The organism is Pseudomonas sp. Con_6, assembly GCF_059379395.1.
In genome coordinates this window covers 1486968-1503924 of the sequence record NZ_CM182011.1, presented here as the reverse complement: position 1 = coordinate 1503924, position 16957 = coordinate 1486968, and the positions used below count along the sequence as shown (strand labels likewise).

Here is a 16957-nt window from a genome sequence, read left to right as displayed (position 1 = left end):
GGCTTGCAACCATAGACTCGGGCTTTTTGCAAAAGTTCTCCCCTCCAGGCAAGTTTCCGGCGGCCCTTGATCGGCTCGCACGAAAAACGCAGCACGGTGCTGGCCGGCTGCGTCAGTAAATCAGTCTTCTATACGTTGGCAACGCTCGAAACGGCCGCTGCCTCCCGCCACCACGGCTGCTGACTCACAAGGCAACCTCCTATGGATACACACGATTCCCGGAAAGTTCCCACGCTTGGCAGGCCTGTACACGTCGCGGCATGGAAATCCGGGCGTCCGGGCTGATATAAAGGCAGCCCACCGAGATTCACGATAGTTTCACAATGCCATAAACGCTTGACCATTGTGCCGATACCACTGCCCTTATTCCAGTGTCCTACGTGGTCGCCCCGCGCGGAAAATCCAAGACATGAGCCAACAATTCCAACATGACGTCCTCGTGATCGGTAGCGGTGCCGCAGGCCTGAGCCTGGCCCTGAACCTGCCGCCGCACCTGCGCATCGCCGTCCTGAGCAAGGGTGACCTGGCCAACGGCTCGACCTTCTGGGCCCAGGGCGGCGTCGCCGCGGTGCTGGACGATACCGATACCGTGCAGTCCCACGTCGAGGACACCCTCAATGCCGGCGGCGGCCTCTGCCATGAAGACGCGGTGCGCTTCACCGTCGAGCATAGCCGCGAAGCGATCCAGTGGCTGATCGACCAGGGCGTGCCCTTTACCCGTGACGAGCATGCCAGCGTCGACGACGGCGGCTTCGAGTTCCACCTCACCCGTGAAGGCGGCCACAGCCACCGACGCATCATCCACGCCGCCGACGCCACCGGCGCGGCGATCTTCACCACCCTGCTGGAACAGGCACGGCAGCGGCCAAACATCGAGCTGCTGGAGCAGCGGGTAGCAGTGGACCTGATCACCGAGCGCCGCCTGGGCCTGGCCGGCGAACGCTGCCTCGGCGCCTACGTGCTGAACCGCGCCAGCGGCGAGGTCGACACCTACGGCGCTCGTTTCACCGTGCTGGCCACTGGCGGCGCGGCCAAGGTCTACCTCTATACCAGCAACCCGGATGGCGCCTGCGGCGACGGTATCGCCATGGCCTGGCGTGCCGGCTGCCGGGTGGCCAACCTGGAGTTCAACCAGTTCCACCCGACCTGCCTGTATCACCCGCAGGCCAAGAGTTTCCTGATCACCGAGGCCCTGCGTGGCGAAGGCGGCCTGCTCAAGCTGCCCAACGGCGAACGCTTCATGGAGCGCTTCGACCCCCGCGCCGAACTTGCGCCACGGGATATCGTAGCCCGGGCCATCGACCACGAGATGAAGCGCCTCGGCGTCGATTGCGTGTACCTGGACATCAGCCACAAACCGGCGGACTTCGTCAAAAACCACTTCCCCACCGTCTACGAGCGCTGCCTGGCCTTCGGCATCGACATTACCCGCCAGCCGATCCCGGTGGTCCCGGCGGCGCACTACACCTGCGGCGGCGTGATGATCGACCAGGACGGCCGCACCGACGTGCCAGGCCTGTACGCCATCGGCGAAACCAGCTTCACCGGTCTGCACGGCGCCAACCGCATGGCCAGCAACTCACTGCTGGAATGCTTCGTCTATGGCCGGTCTGCCGCCGCCGACATCCTCGCCCAACTGGACCAGGTGGACATGCCCCAAGCCCTGCCCTGCTGGGATGCCAGCCAGGTCACCGACTCCGACGAAGACGTGATCATTGCGCACAACTGGGACGAACTACGGCGATTCATGTGGGATTACGTGGGTATCGTGCGCACCAGCAAGCGCCTGCAGCGGGCCGAGCACCGCGTGCGCCTGCTGCTGGACGAGATCGACGAGTTCTACAGCAACTACAAGGTCAGCCGCGACCTGATCGAGCTGCGCAACCTGGCCCAGGTCGCCGAGCTGATGATTCTCTCGGCCATGCAGCGCAAGGAATCCCGCGGCCTGCATTACACCCTGGATTACCCGGACCTGCTGCCCGAGGCCCTGGATACTATCCTGCAGCCGCCCACCTTTTCCGACTGAACTTCAGGCGCACGCGCAGGCGCCGGTGCTGTACCGGCTCCAGCGCGTCGTGGCCGATGCACTGGCTGCGGGCGAAGAACTGCCCCGCGCGGCGATAGCGCAAGATGACCAACCCTGGCAACGCCATACTGTCGGGGCGCAGTTGCACCGCATGCCAGCCACCGGCGGCGCTCCACAGGTGCCAGCCATGGGCATCACGGCGCAAACCGCTGATGGCATCGGGGTGGGTCAGGAGAATGTGTCGGGGAATGACCCAGAAGGCGTGGACCAGGCACAAGGCCAGGCCAAAGAGGGACAGCAGCAGCGGTACCGCCAGCAGCACCAAGGCCGAGAGGGCAAGTACCAGACAGGCAAGGTAGAGCGCCAGCAGGACCTTCGAGCCCTGCCAGCGACACTCGAAGCGATCACTTGGGCTGGACACGGTCCAGGATGATGCGAACCATGCGTTGCAGCTCTGGATCTTCCGATTCGGTGCGCTCCATGAACCAGCCGAACATGTCCTGGTCTTCACAGCTCAACAGACGCACATACAGCTCGCGATCCGTCTCGTTCAGGGTCGGGTAGACCTCCTGGGTGAAAGGTACCAGCAGTACGTCCAGCTCCAGCATGCCGCGACGGCTGTGCCAGAACAGACGGTTGAGTTCAGTTTGTTCGACCATGGGGCCCTCCGAGAATAGGCGGCCAGTATACAGACCGAACCGGCGATGGGCACACGGCGTTGGTCGAGAGGTCTGTGAGTCTGCTACCTATTTTGCCGAGGGCGCTCTATGATGGCCGCCAGTCTTGATTACCTGCGATGAACCATGGCCGATTCCGCTTTTTTCTGCACCCTGTCCCATGAAGGCATCCTTGCCGTCCGCGGTTCCGACGCTGGCAAGTTCCTGCAAGGTCAGCTGACCTGCCATATCGGTTATCTCAACGAACACACTTCCAGTCTCGGCTCCCGCTGCATGCAGAAGGGCCGGATGCAGTCGAGTTTCCGCATCCTGCCCGAAGGCGACGGCTTCCTCCTGGCCATGACCCGCGAACTGCTCGAACCGCAACTGGCGGACCTGAAGAAATACGCGGTGTTCTCCAAGGCCAAGCTGACCGACGAAAGCGCCGCCTGGGTGCGTTTCGGCCTGGATCAGGGCGACGCCGCCCTGGCCGCGCTGGGCATCGAGCTGCCTGGCGAAGCCGGTGCCACCGTGCGCCATGACGACCTGATCGCCATCACCGTTTCGCCAGCACGTGCCGAACTCTGGGTGCCCGCCGAACGAGCCGACGCCGTGCGTACACAACTGGCCACCCACCTGCCGGAAGGCGAACTGGACGACTGGCTGCTGGGACAGATCCGCGCCGGGATCGGCCAGGTGATGGAACAGACCCGCGAACTCTTCATCCCGCAGATGATCAACCTGCAGGCGGTCGGTGGCGTGAGCTTCAAGAAAGGCTGCTATACCGGCCAGGAAATCGTCGCGCGCATGCAATACCTGGGCAAGCTCAAGCGCCGCCTGTATCGCCTGTCGCTGGACCAGGCCGAGATGCCGGCGCCGGGCAGCGAGATCTACTCGCCGACCCATGCATCGTCGGTCGGCGAGGTAGTGATCGCCGCCCGTGGCGAGTTGCTGGCCGTGCTGACCGCCGATTCCGTGGAAGATGGCAACCTGCACCTGGGCAGCCTCGAAGGCCCGCGCCTGAACCTGCTGACCTTGCCGTACGAACTGGACCGCGACCGCGAGATCCAGCGCTGAGCCCGCCCTGCCCCGCCGCATGCCGACGGGGCCATCCCTGAACGCGGGAGAGAGACACGATGAACACGCTGGCCAAGATGGTGCAAACGCAGTTGCTGCGCGCCATCGACAATGACGACCTGGTCCTGCCGACCCTGCCCGAGGTCGCCATGAGCATCCGCGAAGCCGCGGAAGACACCGAGATCAGCGTCGCCACCCTGAGCAAGGTCATCGGCCGCGACGCGGCCCTGGCCGCACGCCTGATCAAGGTGGTCAACAGCCCGCTCCTGCGCGCGATCACCGAAGTCACCGACCTGCAGACCGCCATTACCCGCCTCGGGGTCAACTACAGCTGCAACCTGGCGATCGGCCTGGTGATCGAGCAGATCTTCCATGCCCGCTCGGAAGCCGTAGAGCAGAAAATGCGAGAAATCTGGGCGAAAAGCCTGGAGGTGGCCGGTGTCAGCTATGAACTGGCCTCGCGCTACACCGAGCTCAAGCCGGACCAGGCGGCGCTGGCCGGGCTGGTGCACCAGATCGGCGTGCTGCCGATCCTGACCTATGCCGAAGAGCACAACGAACTGCTGTCCGACCCAGTGTGCCTGAACCATGTAATCGAGCAGATCCACCCGGTGTTGGGGGACAAGATCCTCAGTGTCTGGGAGTTCCCTGAGCGACTGGCGAACCTGCCAGGAGAAGTGCAGAACCTGGAGCGGCAGTCGGCGCAGCTCGACTACGTGGATATCGTGCAGATCGCCCGGGCGTTGAGCGAGAGCAAGGGGCGGCCGTTGCGCGAGGTGCCGGCGTTCCATCACTTGAAGGTGCCGGAGGGTGGGCTGTTCTCGGAAGATGATCTGGCGGATGCGCAGCGGATGTTCAGATAGATCCCGCATCTCGAAGCTGAACACAAAACCCTGTGGGAGCCGGCTCCCACAGGGTTCGCAGCGCCCTTGCGGAGTCAGGAGGCAGGATTGAAACTCACCCTGACCTTCAACCCCCCGTTCTCCCCGTCATGCAGGCTGATCCCGGCCAGGTGCGCGCGACAGATCTCACCGACGATCGCCAACCCCAACCCCGTCCCCTGTGCACCGCGCCGGTAGAAGCGCTCGAACACCTTGTCGCGTTCCTCTGCCGGGATTCCCGGCCCGTCGTCCTCCACCTCCAGCTCGCACGGCGCACTGACCCGCAGGATCACGTTGCCACCCTTGGGCGTATGGGCCAGCGCGTTGTCCACCAGATTACTGAGCAGCTCATTGAGCAAGGTCGGCTCGCCACGCACCCACACCGGCGCCTCCGCCTCCAGCGCCAGGGCAATCCCTCGGGCATGGGCCAGCGGCGCCATGGCCATGCCCAGTTCGCGGGTCAACTGACTCAGGTCCAGCAGTTGCGCACCGCCTTCGGCAATCGCCCGCGCACCGTTTTCCACACGCGCCATGGACAGCAACTGGTTGGCCAGGTGGGTCAGCTTGTCGGTGCTCTGCGCCGTGGCCTGCAGGGTGTCATGCCAGACTTCCGGCTCCTTCGCCCGCAAGCCCAGCTCGACCCGCGCCTTCAACGCCGCCAGCGGCGTGCGCAGCTCATGCGCGGCGTCGGCGATGAATTGCGCCTGACGCTCGAACTGCTCGCGCAGACGTTCGGTGAAATGGTTCAGTGCCCGTACCAGCGGCCCCAGTTCCTGCTGCACCTCGACGGTCGGCAGTGGCCGCAGGTCATCGGGCTGGCGCTCCTCCACCGCTCCGCGCAGCCGCTCCAGCGGCCGCAACGCCGCACTCACGGCAAACCACACCAGCAGCAATGCGCCCAGCGCGAGCATGCCCAGGCGCAGCAGGGTATCGGCCATCAGGCCCCGAGCCATGCGCACCCGCGCCTCCTCGGTTTCGGCGACGCGGATCTCGGCCATGCCGTTCATGTTCGGCTCGCTGACCGCCTTGAGCAGACTGACCACGCGCACGTCCTGGCCCTGGTAGCGTGCATCGTAGAATCGCGCCAGAGCCGGGTAGTCGTCGGTGCGCGGCGTGCCAGGCGGCGGCGCGGGGATGTTCTCGTAACCGGAAATCAGCTTCTGGTGGATGTCGTTGACCTGGTAGTAGATCCGCCCGGCGCTGTCGTAGGCGAAGGTGTCCAGGGCAACGTAGGGCACGTCGGCGCTGAGGGTGCCGTCACGCTGCGACAGACCGGCGGCGATCGTCCGCGCCGAGGCCAGCAGGGTGCGGTCGTAGGCGGTGTCGGCGGCTTCGCGACCGTTCCAGTAAGCGCTCAGGCCGCTGGCAATCATCAGCACCACCAGCAGCAGCGCCAGGTTCCCCAGCAGGCGTGCGCGCAGGCTGCCGGTATCACGCATCACGGTGTTCCAGCAGGTAGCCGAGGCCGCGGAAAGTGACGATGGCCACAGCATGGCCATCGAGTTTCTTGCGCAGGCGGTGGACGTAGATCTCGATGGCGTCCGGACTGGCTTCCTCGTCGAGGCCGAACACCTGCGAGGCCAGTTGCTCCTTGCTCATTACCCGCCCGGGCCGGGCGATCAGCGCTTCCAGCACCGCTTGCTCGCGGGAGGTCAGGGACAGCAGTTCATCGCCCAGGCTGAAGCGCCGGGTGTCCAGGTCGTAGACCAGTGGACCACAGCGCTGCTGGCGCTCGCCGCCGAGCACACTGCGCCGCAACAAGGCCTTGACCCGCGCTTCCAGCTCGGTCAGCTCGAACGGCTTGGCCAGGTAATCATCGGCGCCCAGATTGAGCCCGTGGACCCGGTCCTTGACGTCGCTGCGCGCGGTCAGCATCAGCACCGGCACGGTCTTGCCGCGGGCGCGCAGGCGTGCCAGCACCTCGAAACCGTCCATCCGCGGCAGGCCTACGTCGAGCACCGCCGCCGCGTAGTCCTCGCTGGCCAGGGCCAGATCGGCGGCCACCCCATCGTGCAGCACATCGACGGTCAGGCCCTGGCTTTTCAGAGCCTGGGCCACGCTTTCGGCCAACTGCAGATGGTCTTCGACGAGCAGCACTCGCATCGGTTTCTCCCGGTCGCATCGCGTTCAGTGGCGCGGAGTTTACAGAGGAAGAGCCCCCTGTGAAGCCGCCGCAGGAATGAAAGTCGATTGAAAGGTTAGCGAAAGGTTGAGCCCCTAGCATCGCTTCACGGCCCTCTCCGGGAGCCGAATGAACGAACCGCAGTGTTCGTACCGATAAGAACAATAAACGGGGTTACTCCACGATGCTGTCAGCACAGCCTCAGGCGCTCGCGCCTATCCGTCGTCCTTTCGCTCGCCATCAGATCGCCAGTGCCATCGCCCTTTGCAGTGTCGCGCCGCTCAGCCATGCGGACTTCATCAAGGACAGTTCGGCGACCTTCGAAACCCGCAACATGTACTTCAACCGCGACTTCCGCGACGGCACCAGCGCGCAGCAATCCAAGCGCGACGAATGGGCCCAGGGCTTCATGCTCAACCTGGAATCCGGCTATACCGAAGGCACCGTCGGCTTCGGCGTCGATGCCCTGGGCATGCTCGGGGTCAAGCTCGACTCCAGCCCCGACCGCACCGGCACCGGCCTGCTGCCGACCCACGACGACGGCCGCGCCGCCGACGAATACTCCAAGCTGGGCCTGACCGGCAAGGTGAAGATCTCTGCCACCGAGCTGAAGATCGGCACCCTGATCCCGGAACTGCCGACCCTCAAGCCCAACGACGGCCGCATCCTGCCGCAGACCTTCGAAGGTGGCCTGGTCACCTCCAAGGAGCTGAAGAACCTGACTTTCACCGGCGGCCGCCTGGAGAAAGCCAAGGACCGCGATGACACCAACAAGGAAGACATCGCACTGAACAACAAGAACGGTCGCTTCCTCGGCACCGTGGCCGGCAACCACTTCGACCTTGCCGGCGTCGACTACAAGTTCACCGACCGCATCACCGGCAGCTATCACTTCGCCCAGCTCGACGACGTCTACCGCCAGCACTTCGCCGGTTTGGTCGCCACCCAGCCGTTCGGCCCGGGCACCTTCGGCGCCGACCTGCGCCTGGCGCTCAGCGACGACCAGGGCCAGGCCCGCGGCGGCAAGATCGACAACACCTCGCTCAACGGCATGCTCAGCTATGGCCTCAACGGCCACAAGTTCAGCGCCGCCTACCAGAGCATGTCGGGTGACAGCGCCTTCCCCTACGTGGATGGCAGCGACCCGTACCTGGTCAACTTCGTCCAGATCAACGACTTCGCCGGCGCCGACGAGCGCTCCTGGCAAGTGCGTTATGACTACGACTTCGCCAAACTGGGCGTTCCAGGCCTGACCTTCATGACCCGTTACGTCAACGGGGACAACGTCAGCCTGGCCAACGGCAGTGAAGGCAAAGAATGGGAACGCAACACCGAGCTCAAGTACGTGGTGCAGAGCGGTGCGTTGAAAAACGTCGCCGTACGCCTGCGCAACGCGACCTATCGCTCGAACTTCGCCCGCGATGCGGACGAGGTCCGGCTGTTGGTGAGCTACAGCGTGGCCCTGTGGTAATCCGCCTATAACAACTAAAGCTACGGAGACTGACGATGACCTTTTCACTGCGCCGAATCGCCCTTGCCACCGGCTGCCTGCTGTTCGCCGGCCAGGTGCTGGCCGCCGAACCGAAACGCCCTGAATGCATTGCCCCGGCCTCGCCGGGCGGTGGCTTCGACCTGACCTGCAAGCTGGTGCAAAGCGCCCTGGTCAACGAGAAGATCCTCAGCAAACCGATGCGCGTCACCTACATGCCCGGCGGTGTCGGCGCGGTGGCCTACAACGCCGTGGTCGCCCAGCGCCCGGGGGATGCCGGGACCCTGGTGGCCTGGTCCAGCGGCTCGCTGCTGAACCTGGCCCAGGGCAAATTCGGTCGCTTCGACGAGAACGCCGTGCGCTGGCTGGCGGCGGTGGGCACCAGCTACGGTGCCATCGCAGTGAAGAAGGACTCGCCCTACAAAACCCTCGACGATCTGGTCGCGGCGTTGAAGAAGGATCCGAGCAAGGTAGTGATCGGTTCCGGCGGCACCGTCGGCAGCCAGGACTGGATGCAGACCGCGCTGATCGCCAAGGCCGCCGGGATCAACCCGCGCGACCTGCGCTACGTGGCCCTGGAAGGCGGCGGCGAGATCGCCACCGCGTTGCTCGGTGGACACATCCAGGTCGGCAGTACCGACATTTCCGACTCCATGCCACACATCCAGAGCGGCGACATGCGCCTGCTCGCGGTATTCGCCGAACAGCGCCTGGACGAGCCGGAGATGAAGGACATCCCGACCGCCAAGGAGCAGGGCTACGACATCGTCTGGCCAGTGGTGCGCGGGTTCTATGTCGGGCCGAAGGTCAGCGACGAGGACTACCAGTGGTGGAAAGCCTCGTTCGACAAGCTGCTGGCCTCGGACGACTTCGCCAAGCTGCGTGACCAGCGCGAGCTGTTCCCGTTCGCCATGACCGGGGAAGAGCTGGACACCTACGTCAAGAAGCAGGTTGCCGACTACAAGTCGCTGGCCCGGGAATTCGGCTTGATCCAGTAACCGCTATCGCTGGCAAGCCAGCTCCCACAAGGATTGCAGTGCTCTCGGGTTTTGCACTGTACCTGTGGAAGCTGGCCTGCCAGCGATGAGGCCCTCAAGACAGCACACCTGTGCCTGACTTCCCCCTCATCCAGAGGATTTCTTGATGATCCTGCAACGCATCTTCGCCCTGGCCCTGCTGGCGGTCTGTGCCGCCCTGGCCGTGATGGCCCTGCCCTACCAGGCCGCGTTTTCCTATGAACCGGTGGGCCCGCGCGCCTACCCCCTGCTGATGCTCGGCCTGATGGGCCTGGCCCTGCTCTACCTGGCGCTGCGCCCCACGCCCATCGTGCGCGGCGAGGACGAACCGGAGCTGGACCGCGAGACCCTGACCAAGATCGGCATCTGCGTCGCCCTGCTGCTGGTCTTCGCCTCCACCTTCGAAACCCTCGGTTTCATTGTCAGCAGCATCCTCATCGGCGTCCCCATGGCCCGCCTGTACGGCGGCCGCTGGCTGCCCAGCGCGCTGATCATCGGTGGCATGAGCATCGCCCTGTACGTGCTCTTCGACCGCATCATGGATGTACCCCTGCCCCTCGGCCTGCTCGACGTTCTGGAGAATTGACATGGATACCTTGAGTTATCTGGGCCAGGGCTTCGGCGTGGCCCTCAGCCCGTACAACCTGGTCACCGCCCTCAGCGGCACCCTCATCGGCACCGTGGTCGGCCTGCTGCCGGGCCTGGGCCCGATCAACGGCGTGGCCCTGCTCATTCCCATCGCCTTCGCCCTCGGCCTGCCGCCGGAGTCGGCGCTGATCCTGCTGGCCGCGGTCTACCTGGGCTGCGAATACGGCGGGCGGATCAGCTCGATCCTGCTGAATATCCCCGGCGAAGCCTCCACCGTGATGACCACCCTCGACGGCTATCCGATGGCCCGCCAGGGCCTGGCCGGCGTGGCGCTGTCGCTGTCAGCCTGGAGTTCGTTCATCGGCGCCTTGATCGCCACCTGCGGCATGGTCCTGTTCGCGCCGCTCTTGGCGAAATGGGCGATCGCCTTCGGACCGGCGGAGTACTTCGTGCTCATGGTCTTCGCCATCGTCGCCCTCGGCGGCATGGCCGGCGACAAGCCGCTGAAGACGTTCATTGCCGCGCTGATCGGCCTGTTCCTCTCGGCGGTCGGCATCGACGCCAACAGCGGCGTGTACCGCTTCACCGGTGACAGCGTGCACCTGGCCGACGGCATCCAGTTCGTAGTGCTGGTACTGGGCCTGTTCTCCATCAGCGAAATCCTCCTGCTGCTGGAAAAGACCCATCACGGCCACGAGGCGGTGAAAGCCACCGGACGCATGCTGTTCAACCTGAAGGAAGCGGCCTCGGTGTTCGTGGTCAACATCCGCTGTGGCCTGCTCGGCTTCGTCATGGGCGTGCTGCCCGGTGCCGGCGCGACCCTGGCCAGCGCCGTGGCCTACATGACCGAGAAGCGCATCGCCGGTGCCAGCGGCAAGTTCGGCAAGGGCGACGCCCGTGGCCTGGCCGCGCCGGAAACCGCCATCGGCGCCTCCTGCTGCGGCGCCCTGGTGCCGATGCTGACCCTCGGCGTCCCAGGTTCCGGCACCACCGCGGTGATGATCGGCGCCCTGACCCTGTACAACATCACCCCCGGCCCGCTGCTGTTCCAACAGCAACCGGACATCGTCTGGGGCCTGATCGCCTCGCTGTTCATCGCCAACATCATGCTGGTGATCCTGAACATCCCGATGATCCGCATCTTCACCCGCATCCTGTCCGTACCGAACTGGGCGCTGGTACCGGTGATCGCGATCATCACCGCGATCGGTGTCTACGCCGTGCACGCCACCACCTTCGACCTGTTCCTGATGGTCGGCATCGGCATCATGGGCTACATCCTGCGCAAGCTGGACTTCCCGCTGTCGCCGATCCTGCTGGGCTTCATCCTCGGTGGCCTGATGGAACAGAACCTGCGCCGCGCGCTGTCGATCTCCAACGGCGACCTGCACATCCTCTGGTCGAGCCCGATCAGCCTGGGCGTATGGGTGCTGACCGCGCTGATGCTGAGTCTGCCGCTGATCCGCATCTGGCGTCGTCGCGTTCAGCAGCGCCGCGCCCTGGCCAATGTCTGAGTCGTCCTTCAGGCAATGGTGGGCAACCCCGCTGGTCGGCCTGGCCGGCGGGTTCGCGGCCAGCGCCATCGGCTGGCCGTTGCCGTTCATGGTCGGTTCGCTGCTGGCGATCATCCTGGTTCGCTGCCTCACCCCGTGGCAGCTCGCCGAGATACCTGGGGGCCGCAAATGCGGGCAGTGGATTGTCGGTATCGGCATTGGTCTGCACTTCACGCCCCATGTGGCCGAACAGGTCGCCAGTCATTTCGGCTTGATTTTCGTGGGTGCGCTGATCACCAGTTTTTCCAGTGTGGTTGGCGTGTGGCTGCTGCGGCGTACCGGCGAGGACCGCGCTACCGCGTTCTTCTCCAGCATGCCGGGCGGCTCCGGGGAAATGGTCAACCTGGGCGCGCGCAATGGCGCCAACCTCAGCCGGGTCGCTGCCGGCCAGAGCCTGCGGGTGCTGGTGGTGGTGCTGTGCGTTCCGGCCGCGTTCAAGTATTTGCTCGGCGAGGGTGTACCCCTGAGCCATGCAGGCGCGGTGAACTGGGGCTGGCTGGCCGTGGTGTTTCCCTTGGGAGCGCTGGTGGCGTGGGCCTGGCAGCGCCTGAAGCAGCCCAATCCTTGGCTGTTCGGACCGTTGCTGGTGGCGGGGGTGGCAAGTATCGGCTGGAATCTGCACTTGGGACTGCCAGATGGCGCCAGCCAGGTGGGGCAGTGGTTGATCGGTAGCGGCCTGGGTTGCCACTTCAACCGCGCCTTCTTCCGGCGCGCGCCGTCGTTCCTGGCGCGGACTCTCGCTGCCACGGTGCTGACCATGCTGATTGCCGGCATTGCCGCCCTGGCCCTGAGCGCGGCGACCAACCTCGACTTGCGTTCGCTGACCCTGGGCATGATGCCCGGCGGGATCGCCGAGATGAGCCTGACGGCGGAGACGCTACAACTGTCCGTACCACTGGTGACGGCATTGCAGATGATGCGCCTGTTGTTCGTGCTGTTCCTCGCCGAACCGCTGTTCCGTCACTGGAACGCCGAGGCGGAACGGCCTTCGGTCGAATAAAAAAGGATGCCCTGACCAAGCCAGGGCATCCTTCATTCCCTCCCCCATAACGTATCCCTTACCAGAGGTAACGCAGTCCTACGTTCATGCTGTACGGCATTTCGATGTTCTTGCCGTTGCTGTATTCGAAATCAGCATGGACCTGGAAGTCCTTGGACAGTGACAGCGCGACACCAGCACCCAGTTCTCCCCGGGATCCGGACAAGTCATTGTTGAAGCTGTTGTCGTTGACCTTGACCTTGTTGTTGTTGACGAACTCATGGGCCATCGCGGCCTTCAGGTAAGGCTGGACGATACGCCCCTCACCCAGTTCGTAGGTCTTGCCCACCGTGGCACCGACCTTGCCCAGCAACGAACGGGTGGCGTCGCCGTCGGCGTGCATGCCGTTGTCGAAGTTGTAGTCCTTGGACTGGATCACGGTGCCAGCCAGTTGCCCGAACGGTTCGACGAAGAAACCGTCGTCGAGCTTGATATGGCGACCCACTTCCACCGAACCACCGATACCGTGGTTGTCGTAGTCGCCCTTGGTCTTCGTGCCGTCGCTCAGGCCGACCTTGGCACTGTTCTGGTAGCGGTTGTACTTGATCACGGTATCGACGTAGTAGCCGGTCTTGGCGTCCAGCCAGGTGGCATAGCCGCCCAGGTAGTAGCTGTCGATGGTGCCCGAGGTGCCGTGCGCGAGGTTCAGGTCCGACTTGCTGTAGCCCGCCAGCGCACCGACGATCCATTGGCCGTCGCCGTAGGGAAGCGGAGCATCGGCACCGAACGACATGCCTTGCTGATTCTGCGTATAACCGACCCCGGAAGAGGCGTTGGCAACGTTGTACTGGCTGCCATGGGCACGGGCCCAGACACCCGCGGTGCGACCGTCGCTGTAGCGCAACTCGCCCATGCGGGTACGCAGGGTGGTGAGTTCACCGTAGAACACGGTTGGCGCGACACCGTACAGGGCCATGACGGTCTTGGTGCCCGGGCTGATTTCGCGGGTATCCGGGTCGAGGAACCAGTCGGTGCCCTCCTGCTTGAGCTTGTAGGAATAGGCGCCGAGGTCGACCTGCCCCCCCACCAGGCTAAAGGCCGCGTCGCCGCCGCCAGTGTGCACCACATGCAGCGGGTTGCCCGACGCCGGGTCAGTGCCGCTGGCGCTGATCAACAGATCGTAGTTGCCGGTCGCGTTGCCCGTCACATTGAGGAAGTCGGTGACATTGGTCGCAAAGTTCGACCCCATCACGAAGGTGCCGTTGCCGGACAGCGATTCGAGGTTGAGGGTGTAGAACGAATCGGTGTCGCCCATGGTGACGCGACCGCCGTTCATGGTCAGGTTGGTGACGCTGCTGTCGCCTGTCATCATCCAGTGCGAATTGGCGTCGATGCTGGCGTCCTGGACGTTTTCCATACGTCCGGTGAACAGCGAACCGTTGTTCAACGCGATGGTGCCGGTACCGCCCTGCTCGACGATGAAATCGCCGGTCAGTCCGGCCTGGTCGAATGTGAAGTGGCCGGTGCTGGTATCGGAGACCTTGAGGTCGCCGGTGAGGGTGCTTTGGGCGACGTTCACGTTGGCAGTGGAGCCTTGCAACACGTCGATGATGGTGCCGTTGCCGCCGGTGAGGGTAGTGCCGTTGAGGATGTCGATATCGGCAGTGGCGCCAGCCAACAGCTCGATAGCCGAACCGGTCTGACCGGTGACCTGAGTACCATCGAGCACCAGGGCGCCAACCAGGGAGGGATCGGTGGCCTTGCGAATGGTGATCCCCTCCCCCGCACCGGTCAGGCTGCCGCCCTGCACGGTGGCGGTGCCGGAGATCAGGCTCAGGGCACTGCTGCCGGCACTCGTGCTGGTGAGTGTTGAGTTGACCAGATTGAGGGTGCTTTCACCACTGACAATGGCACCGAAGAGGCCTCCGGTGATACTGCTGTTGGCGATCTGTGCCTGGGAACCATTGCTACCTATGCTACCCACCGCTAAACCGACCCCGCTAGCACTGGTGTTGAGCACCGTGACGCCATCGAGGCTCGCGGTTGACGCGTTCAAATCGAGCGCAAAAGTCTCACCTGCCCGGGCGGTAATGGATCCACCGGAAAAATTCACGGCCCCGTTAGCAACGTCGATGTCATTAGTCGTCGCACCCTGGGAATTTAAAACACCGCCATTCTTGATTTCGTAATTATCTACTGCCGTGGAGGAATCAATATTCAACGGGGTGCCATCCACTACCGTAGTGGCCTCGGCATCACTTGACTGAATTGAAACCTGAAGAACAACAAGCAAGGGAAGCGCACCTATGATCCGGCGCTTCATGGAAACTGACTGAATGGTCATGACTCATATACCTACGCTGCTAGTTGAGAATACTTACCGAGAAGTAACTTTTTCTAAAAAAAACGCGGCACGTAGATTAGGTTTTGTCCTACAGAACGTATGTAGGAATTTTCAACAAGACACGAAGGAATAACGACAAGGATTCCGACATGTCCCACCTCACCCCAAACCAGAACGACCCGGGACACTCCGTCCCGGGTCGTTCATCGTCAATCAGGTCGGCAAGTGCCGCCGCCGGCCAGAAGCAGGCTGTAGCGAACGAAGCTCAAGTCCGACGTCCCCGAGGTGTTTTCATCCCGGAAGAGCGTCCAGGACACCACGATCGACCCGCGTATCAGCGCGCTCAGCCACAGCCCCCACGGCACGTTGACGTCGATGTAGCCCGCCGCGACATCCGCCACGTCCACACGGTCCGGGAAGTCCTTTCGGGTTTCTTCCAGCGGGGCGTCGGTCGGAGGCTCCGTCTCGCCGGGAGTGGTGTAGGTCTCGTCCAGCACCCAGTGGACGGTGACCATGTCACCGACCTCGAAGGAGGGATAGCTCAGGCGCACGTTGACCCCCCTGATCCACGGCTGATCAGAACAGTTGATGACGTTCACCAGCGGGTCCGCATCGGGGAAGGTCGCGAGCGGCAGATCCTCCATGTTGGCGACCGTCACGACGATGATCGTGTCCAGGGACTGCTGGGAGTTCTCTGGCTTGTCTTCCGGGTAGATGCGATAGAACGCCGGGATATTGCCGTTGCCAATCGCCGAGATCTGGGGCCAGAGGAGCGGCACCGAGACTTCGCCGTCCGTGACGTTCTGCGCCGTCAACCCGACCGGGTTGCCAACCAGCCCCTCGAGGCTGCCGTAGTAGATCGCAATCATGTCGCCTTCCTTGGCGTTGTCGTACAGAGGCACGGTGATGGTCGCGGGCTGGCCCTTGTCCGCCGGCACGATCGCATCAACCTCCTGGGTCGAGCTTTCCAGGGTCAGAAGCTCCAGGTCCGGGTTGATCACGTTATCCGGTCCTTCGGGGTTGGGCGGGCCAATCAGCGTCAGGTCAACGTCGACATCGACCTCGCCCGACTCATAGATGATCTTGTCCTGATTCAGCTCATACTTGACCTTGCCAGCGTATTCCTCCCCCGGCCTGGCGACGACGTCGAAGGGCACCAGCACGCTGTTTTCCGGATACAACACCGACTCGACACGCTCCCCTTGCCAGATCACCGTGACGATATCGCCGGGCTTCTGCGGGTCATAGTCGCACTCGACCCAAACGCCATCGCGGGCGTCGTCCAGGGAAATGGCCGGCCCCTCCGGAATAAGGGGCAACTGCAGCACCGGCACCGAGGTCTTGACGACCCTGATCAGGGTATCGAACGACTCGACGCTTTCATTACCCGCCCGGTCCTTGAGGGTGTAGGTCAGCTCGTAATCGCCCTCCAGCAACCCATTGAAGAACGCGGCGCTGATCGTGACCTCGAACGGGGCCGCCGCCGGTTGGTCGGTGGTGATCTCCGTGCCGTTGACATAGAAGCAGTAGGTATCCTCGGGCTTGGAGTCCAGCGGCGTCGGCAAGGTGAAGGTCACTCCACCGTGCTGGTCCAGATACTCCGGACTGACCACATTACCGGTCATGTCCGCTGGCAGGATCGGCTTGTCGGGCTGCTGCCCGCCGTTGGGGTCCCTGAGGTCGACGAAGAACACACCAGGTGCGCCGTATTTTTCGTTAACGTCGTCCTGCGATTTGACGTAGTAAAGGACCGAATTGACGCCATGGACGAAAGCCGCGTTGCCGAGGGGGAGAACGAACTCGGCCGAACCGAAGCCGATCTGAACCTCATGCTCCACGCCCCAATCCTCCTCGGTGCCGAGTCTGAACCAGAGCCAGTACGCCGCGTCCATATTCGGCCATTCAGTAAGTTCGACCGTGATGTTTCCCGTCATGACCTCGGCGAGGGTCAAGGTGTTGACCTGTCCGTCAGCGATATTCGGCAGAGCGTTGACGATCCTCACCGCCGGAATTTCCTCCAGCGGACCACTCGGGTTGCGCTGCTTGAGCTCACGAACTTTCCGTGCGTTTTCCTGCTTGGCAATAAGCGTGTCGATCCTGGCCGAGCCCGAAGTCGGTTTCTGCATATCGTTCATATTGCTGACTCCCATTCTTTAGTTGAGGAATCAAAGTTTAAAGACCCTCACTTCAGGCCTCGATTTCGATTATCCACCCCGTCAAAAATGC

At 63.5% G+C, this 16957-nt stretch carries 14 protein-coding genes; 8 read left to right on the top strand and 6 right to left on the bottom strand.

Going from position 1 to position 16957, the window contains the following annotated elements; all coding sequences use genetic code 11:
* Positions 1-409 precede the first annotated feature (409 nt).
* Complete coding sequence (nadB, locus tag AC5QPF_RS06930; RefSeq protein WP_494962538.1) at positions 410-2026, top strand: L-aspartate oxidase; 1617 nt, start codon at positions 410-412, stop codon at positions 2024-2026.
* Here the strand turns inward: nadB and AC5QPF_RS06925 are convergent.
* On the bottom strand, positions 1995-2447 hold the full coding sequence (locus tag AC5QPF_RS06925) for a protein YgfX (RefSeq protein ID WP_494962537.1): 453 nt from the start codon (positions 2445-2447) through the stop codon (positions 1995-1997). The two genes, nadB and AC5QPF_RS06925, sit on opposite strands and share 32 nt — an antisense overlap.
* Positions 2431-2685, bottom strand: a complete 255-nt coding sequence (locus AC5QPF_RS06920; protein WP_003252043.1) for an FAD assembly factor SdhE — start codon at positions 2683-2685, stop codon at positions 2431-2433. Before AC5QPF_RS06920 ends, AC5QPF_RS06925 begins: the two co-directional genes overlap by 17 nt.
* A gap of 144 nt (positions 2686-2829) precedes the next feature.
* Here AC5QPF_RS06920 and ygfZ point away from each other — a divergent pair, with 144 nt between their 5' ends.
* A complete protein-coding gene (ygfZ, locus tag AC5QPF_RS06915; protein WP_494962536.1) occupies positions 2830-3759 on the top strand; it encodes a CAF17-like 4Fe-4S cluster assembly/insertion protein YgfZ in 930 nt (309 codons plus the stop codon).
* A gap of 59 nt (positions 3760-3818) precedes the next feature.
* The gene (locus AC5QPF_RS06910) at positions 3819-4622 is read left to right on the top strand and encodes an HDOD domain-containing protein (RefSeq protein WP_494962535.1); all 804 of its coding nucleotides are present in this window, start codon (positions 3819-3821) and stop codon (positions 4620-4622) included.
* Between the two features lie 74 nt (positions 4623-4696).
* Here the strand turns inward: AC5QPF_RS06910 and AC5QPF_RS06905 are convergent, their stop codons facing one another.
* On the bottom strand, positions 4697-6079 hold the full coding sequence (locus AC5QPF_RS06905) for a sensor histidine kinase N-terminal domain-containing protein (protein WP_494962534.1): 1383 nt from the start codon (positions 6077-6079) through the stop codon (positions 4697-4699).
* Positions 6072-6743: a response regulator gene (locus AC5QPF_RS06900; RefSeq protein WP_494962533.1), complete on the bottom strand. Its 672-nt coding sequence runs from the start codon at positions 6741-6743 to the stop codon at positions 6072-6074. Before AC5QPF_RS06900 ends, AC5QPF_RS06905 begins: the two co-directional genes overlap by 8 nt.
* Positions 6744-6946: 203 nt before the next feature.
* On the opposite strand from AC5QPF_RS06900, the gene AC5QPF_RS06895 reads away from it, so the two are divergent.
* From AC5QPF_RS06895 to AC5QPF_RS06875, 5 genes are all read left to right on the top strand, one after another.
* On the top strand, positions 6947-8233 hold the full coding sequence (locus tag AC5QPF_RS06895; RefSeq protein ID WP_494962532.1) for an OprD family outer membrane porin: 1287 nt from the start codon (positions 6947-6949) through the stop codon (positions 8231-8233).
* Positions 8234-8262: 29 nt separating this feature from the next.
* Positions 8263-9249, top strand: a complete 987-nt coding sequence (locus AC5QPF_RS06890) for a tripartite tricarboxylate transporter substrate-binding protein (RefSeq protein WP_494964132.1) — start codon at positions 8263-8265, stop codon at positions 9247-9249.
* 145 nt (positions 9250-9394) lie between these two features.
* On the top strand, positions 9395-9853 hold the full coding sequence (locus AC5QPF_RS06885; RefSeq protein ID WP_494962531.1) for a tripartite tricarboxylate transporter TctB family protein: 459 nt from the start codon (positions 9395-9397) through the stop codon (positions 9851-9853).
* Position 9854: 1 nt separating this feature from the next.
* Positions 9855-11369, top strand: coding sequence for a tripartite tricarboxylate transporter permease (locus AC5QPF_RS06880; protein ID WP_494962530.1), 1515 nt, complete (start codon positions 9855-9857; stop codon positions 11367-11369).
* Positions 11362-12408, top strand: coding sequence for an AbrB family transcriptional regulator (locus AC5QPF_RS06875; RefSeq protein ID WP_494962529.1), 1047 nt, complete (start codon positions 11362-11364; stop codon positions 12406-12408). Before AC5QPF_RS06880 ends, AC5QPF_RS06875 begins: the two co-directional genes overlap by 8 nt.
* 58 nt (positions 12409-12466) lie before the next feature.
* Here the strand turns inward: AC5QPF_RS06875 and AC5QPF_RS06870 are convergent, their stop codons facing one another.
* Both AC5QPF_RS06870 and AC5QPF_RS06865 read right to left on the bottom strand, forming a co-directional pair.
* A complete protein-coding gene (locus AC5QPF_RS06870; protein WP_494962528.1) occupies positions 12467-14443 on the bottom strand; it encodes an autotransporter outer membrane beta-barrel domain-containing protein in 1977 nt (658 codons plus the stop codon).
* A gap of 497 nt (positions 14444-14940) precedes the next feature.
* Positions 14941-16866 carry a hypothetical protein gene (locus tag AC5QPF_RS06865; RefSeq protein WP_494962527.1) on the bottom strand — a complete coding sequence of 642 codons (1926 nt, stop codon included), beginning with the start codon at positions 16864-16866 and terminating at the stop codon, positions 14941-14943.
* Between the last annotated feature and the right edge of the window lie 91 nt (positions 16867-16957).

What these genes read in the sequence shown, in the direction of transcription:
- nadB (WP_494962538.1), top strand. Translation starts at nt 410, where the DNA reads ATGAGCCAACAATTCCAACATGACGTCCTCGTGATCGGTAGCGGTGCC.
- AC5QPF_RS06920 (WP_003252043.1), bottom strand. Translation starts at nt 2,685, where the DNA reads ATGGTCGAACAAACTGAACTCAACCGTCTGTTCTGGCACAGCCGTCGC.
- ygfZ (WP_494962536.1), top strand. Translation starts at nt 2,830, where the DNA reads ATGGCCGATTCCGCTTTTTTCTGCACCCTGTCCCATGAAGGCATCCTT.
- AC5QPF_RS06910 (WP_494962535.1), top strand. Translation starts at nt 3,819, where the DNA reads ATGAACACGCTGGCCAAGATGGTGCAAACGCAGTTGCTGCGCGCCATC.
- AC5QPF_RS06905 (WP_494962534.1), bottom strand. Translation starts at nt 6,079, where the DNA reads ATGCGTGATACCGGCAGCCTGCGCGCACGCCTGCTGGGGAACCTGGCG.
- AC5QPF_RS06900 (WP_494962533.1), bottom strand. Translation starts at nt 6,743, where the DNA reads ATGCGAGTGCTGCTCGTCGAAGACCATCTGCAGTTGGCCGAAAGCGTG.
- AC5QPF_RS06895 (WP_494962532.1), top strand. Translation starts at nt 6,947, where the DNA reads ATGCTGTCAGCACAGCCTCAGGCGCTCGCGCCTATCCGTCGTCCTTTC.
- AC5QPF_RS06885 (WP_494962531.1), top strand. Translation starts at nt 9,395, where the DNA reads ATGATCCTGCAACGCATCTTCGCCCTGGCCCTGCTGGCGGTCTGTGCC.
- AC5QPF_RS06880 (WP_494962530.1), top strand. Translation starts at nt 9,855, where the DNA reads ATGGATACCTTGAGTTATCTGGGCCAGGGCTTCGGCGTGGCCCTCAGC.
- AC5QPF_RS06875 (WP_494962529.1), top strand. Translation starts at nt 11,362, where the DNA reads ATGTCTGAGTCGTCCTTCAGGCAATGGTGGGCAACCCCGCTGGTCGGC.
- AC5QPF_RS06865 (WP_494962527.1), bottom strand. Translation starts at nt 16,866, where the DNA reads ATGAACGATATGCAGAAACCGACTTCGGGCTCGGCCAGGATCGACACG.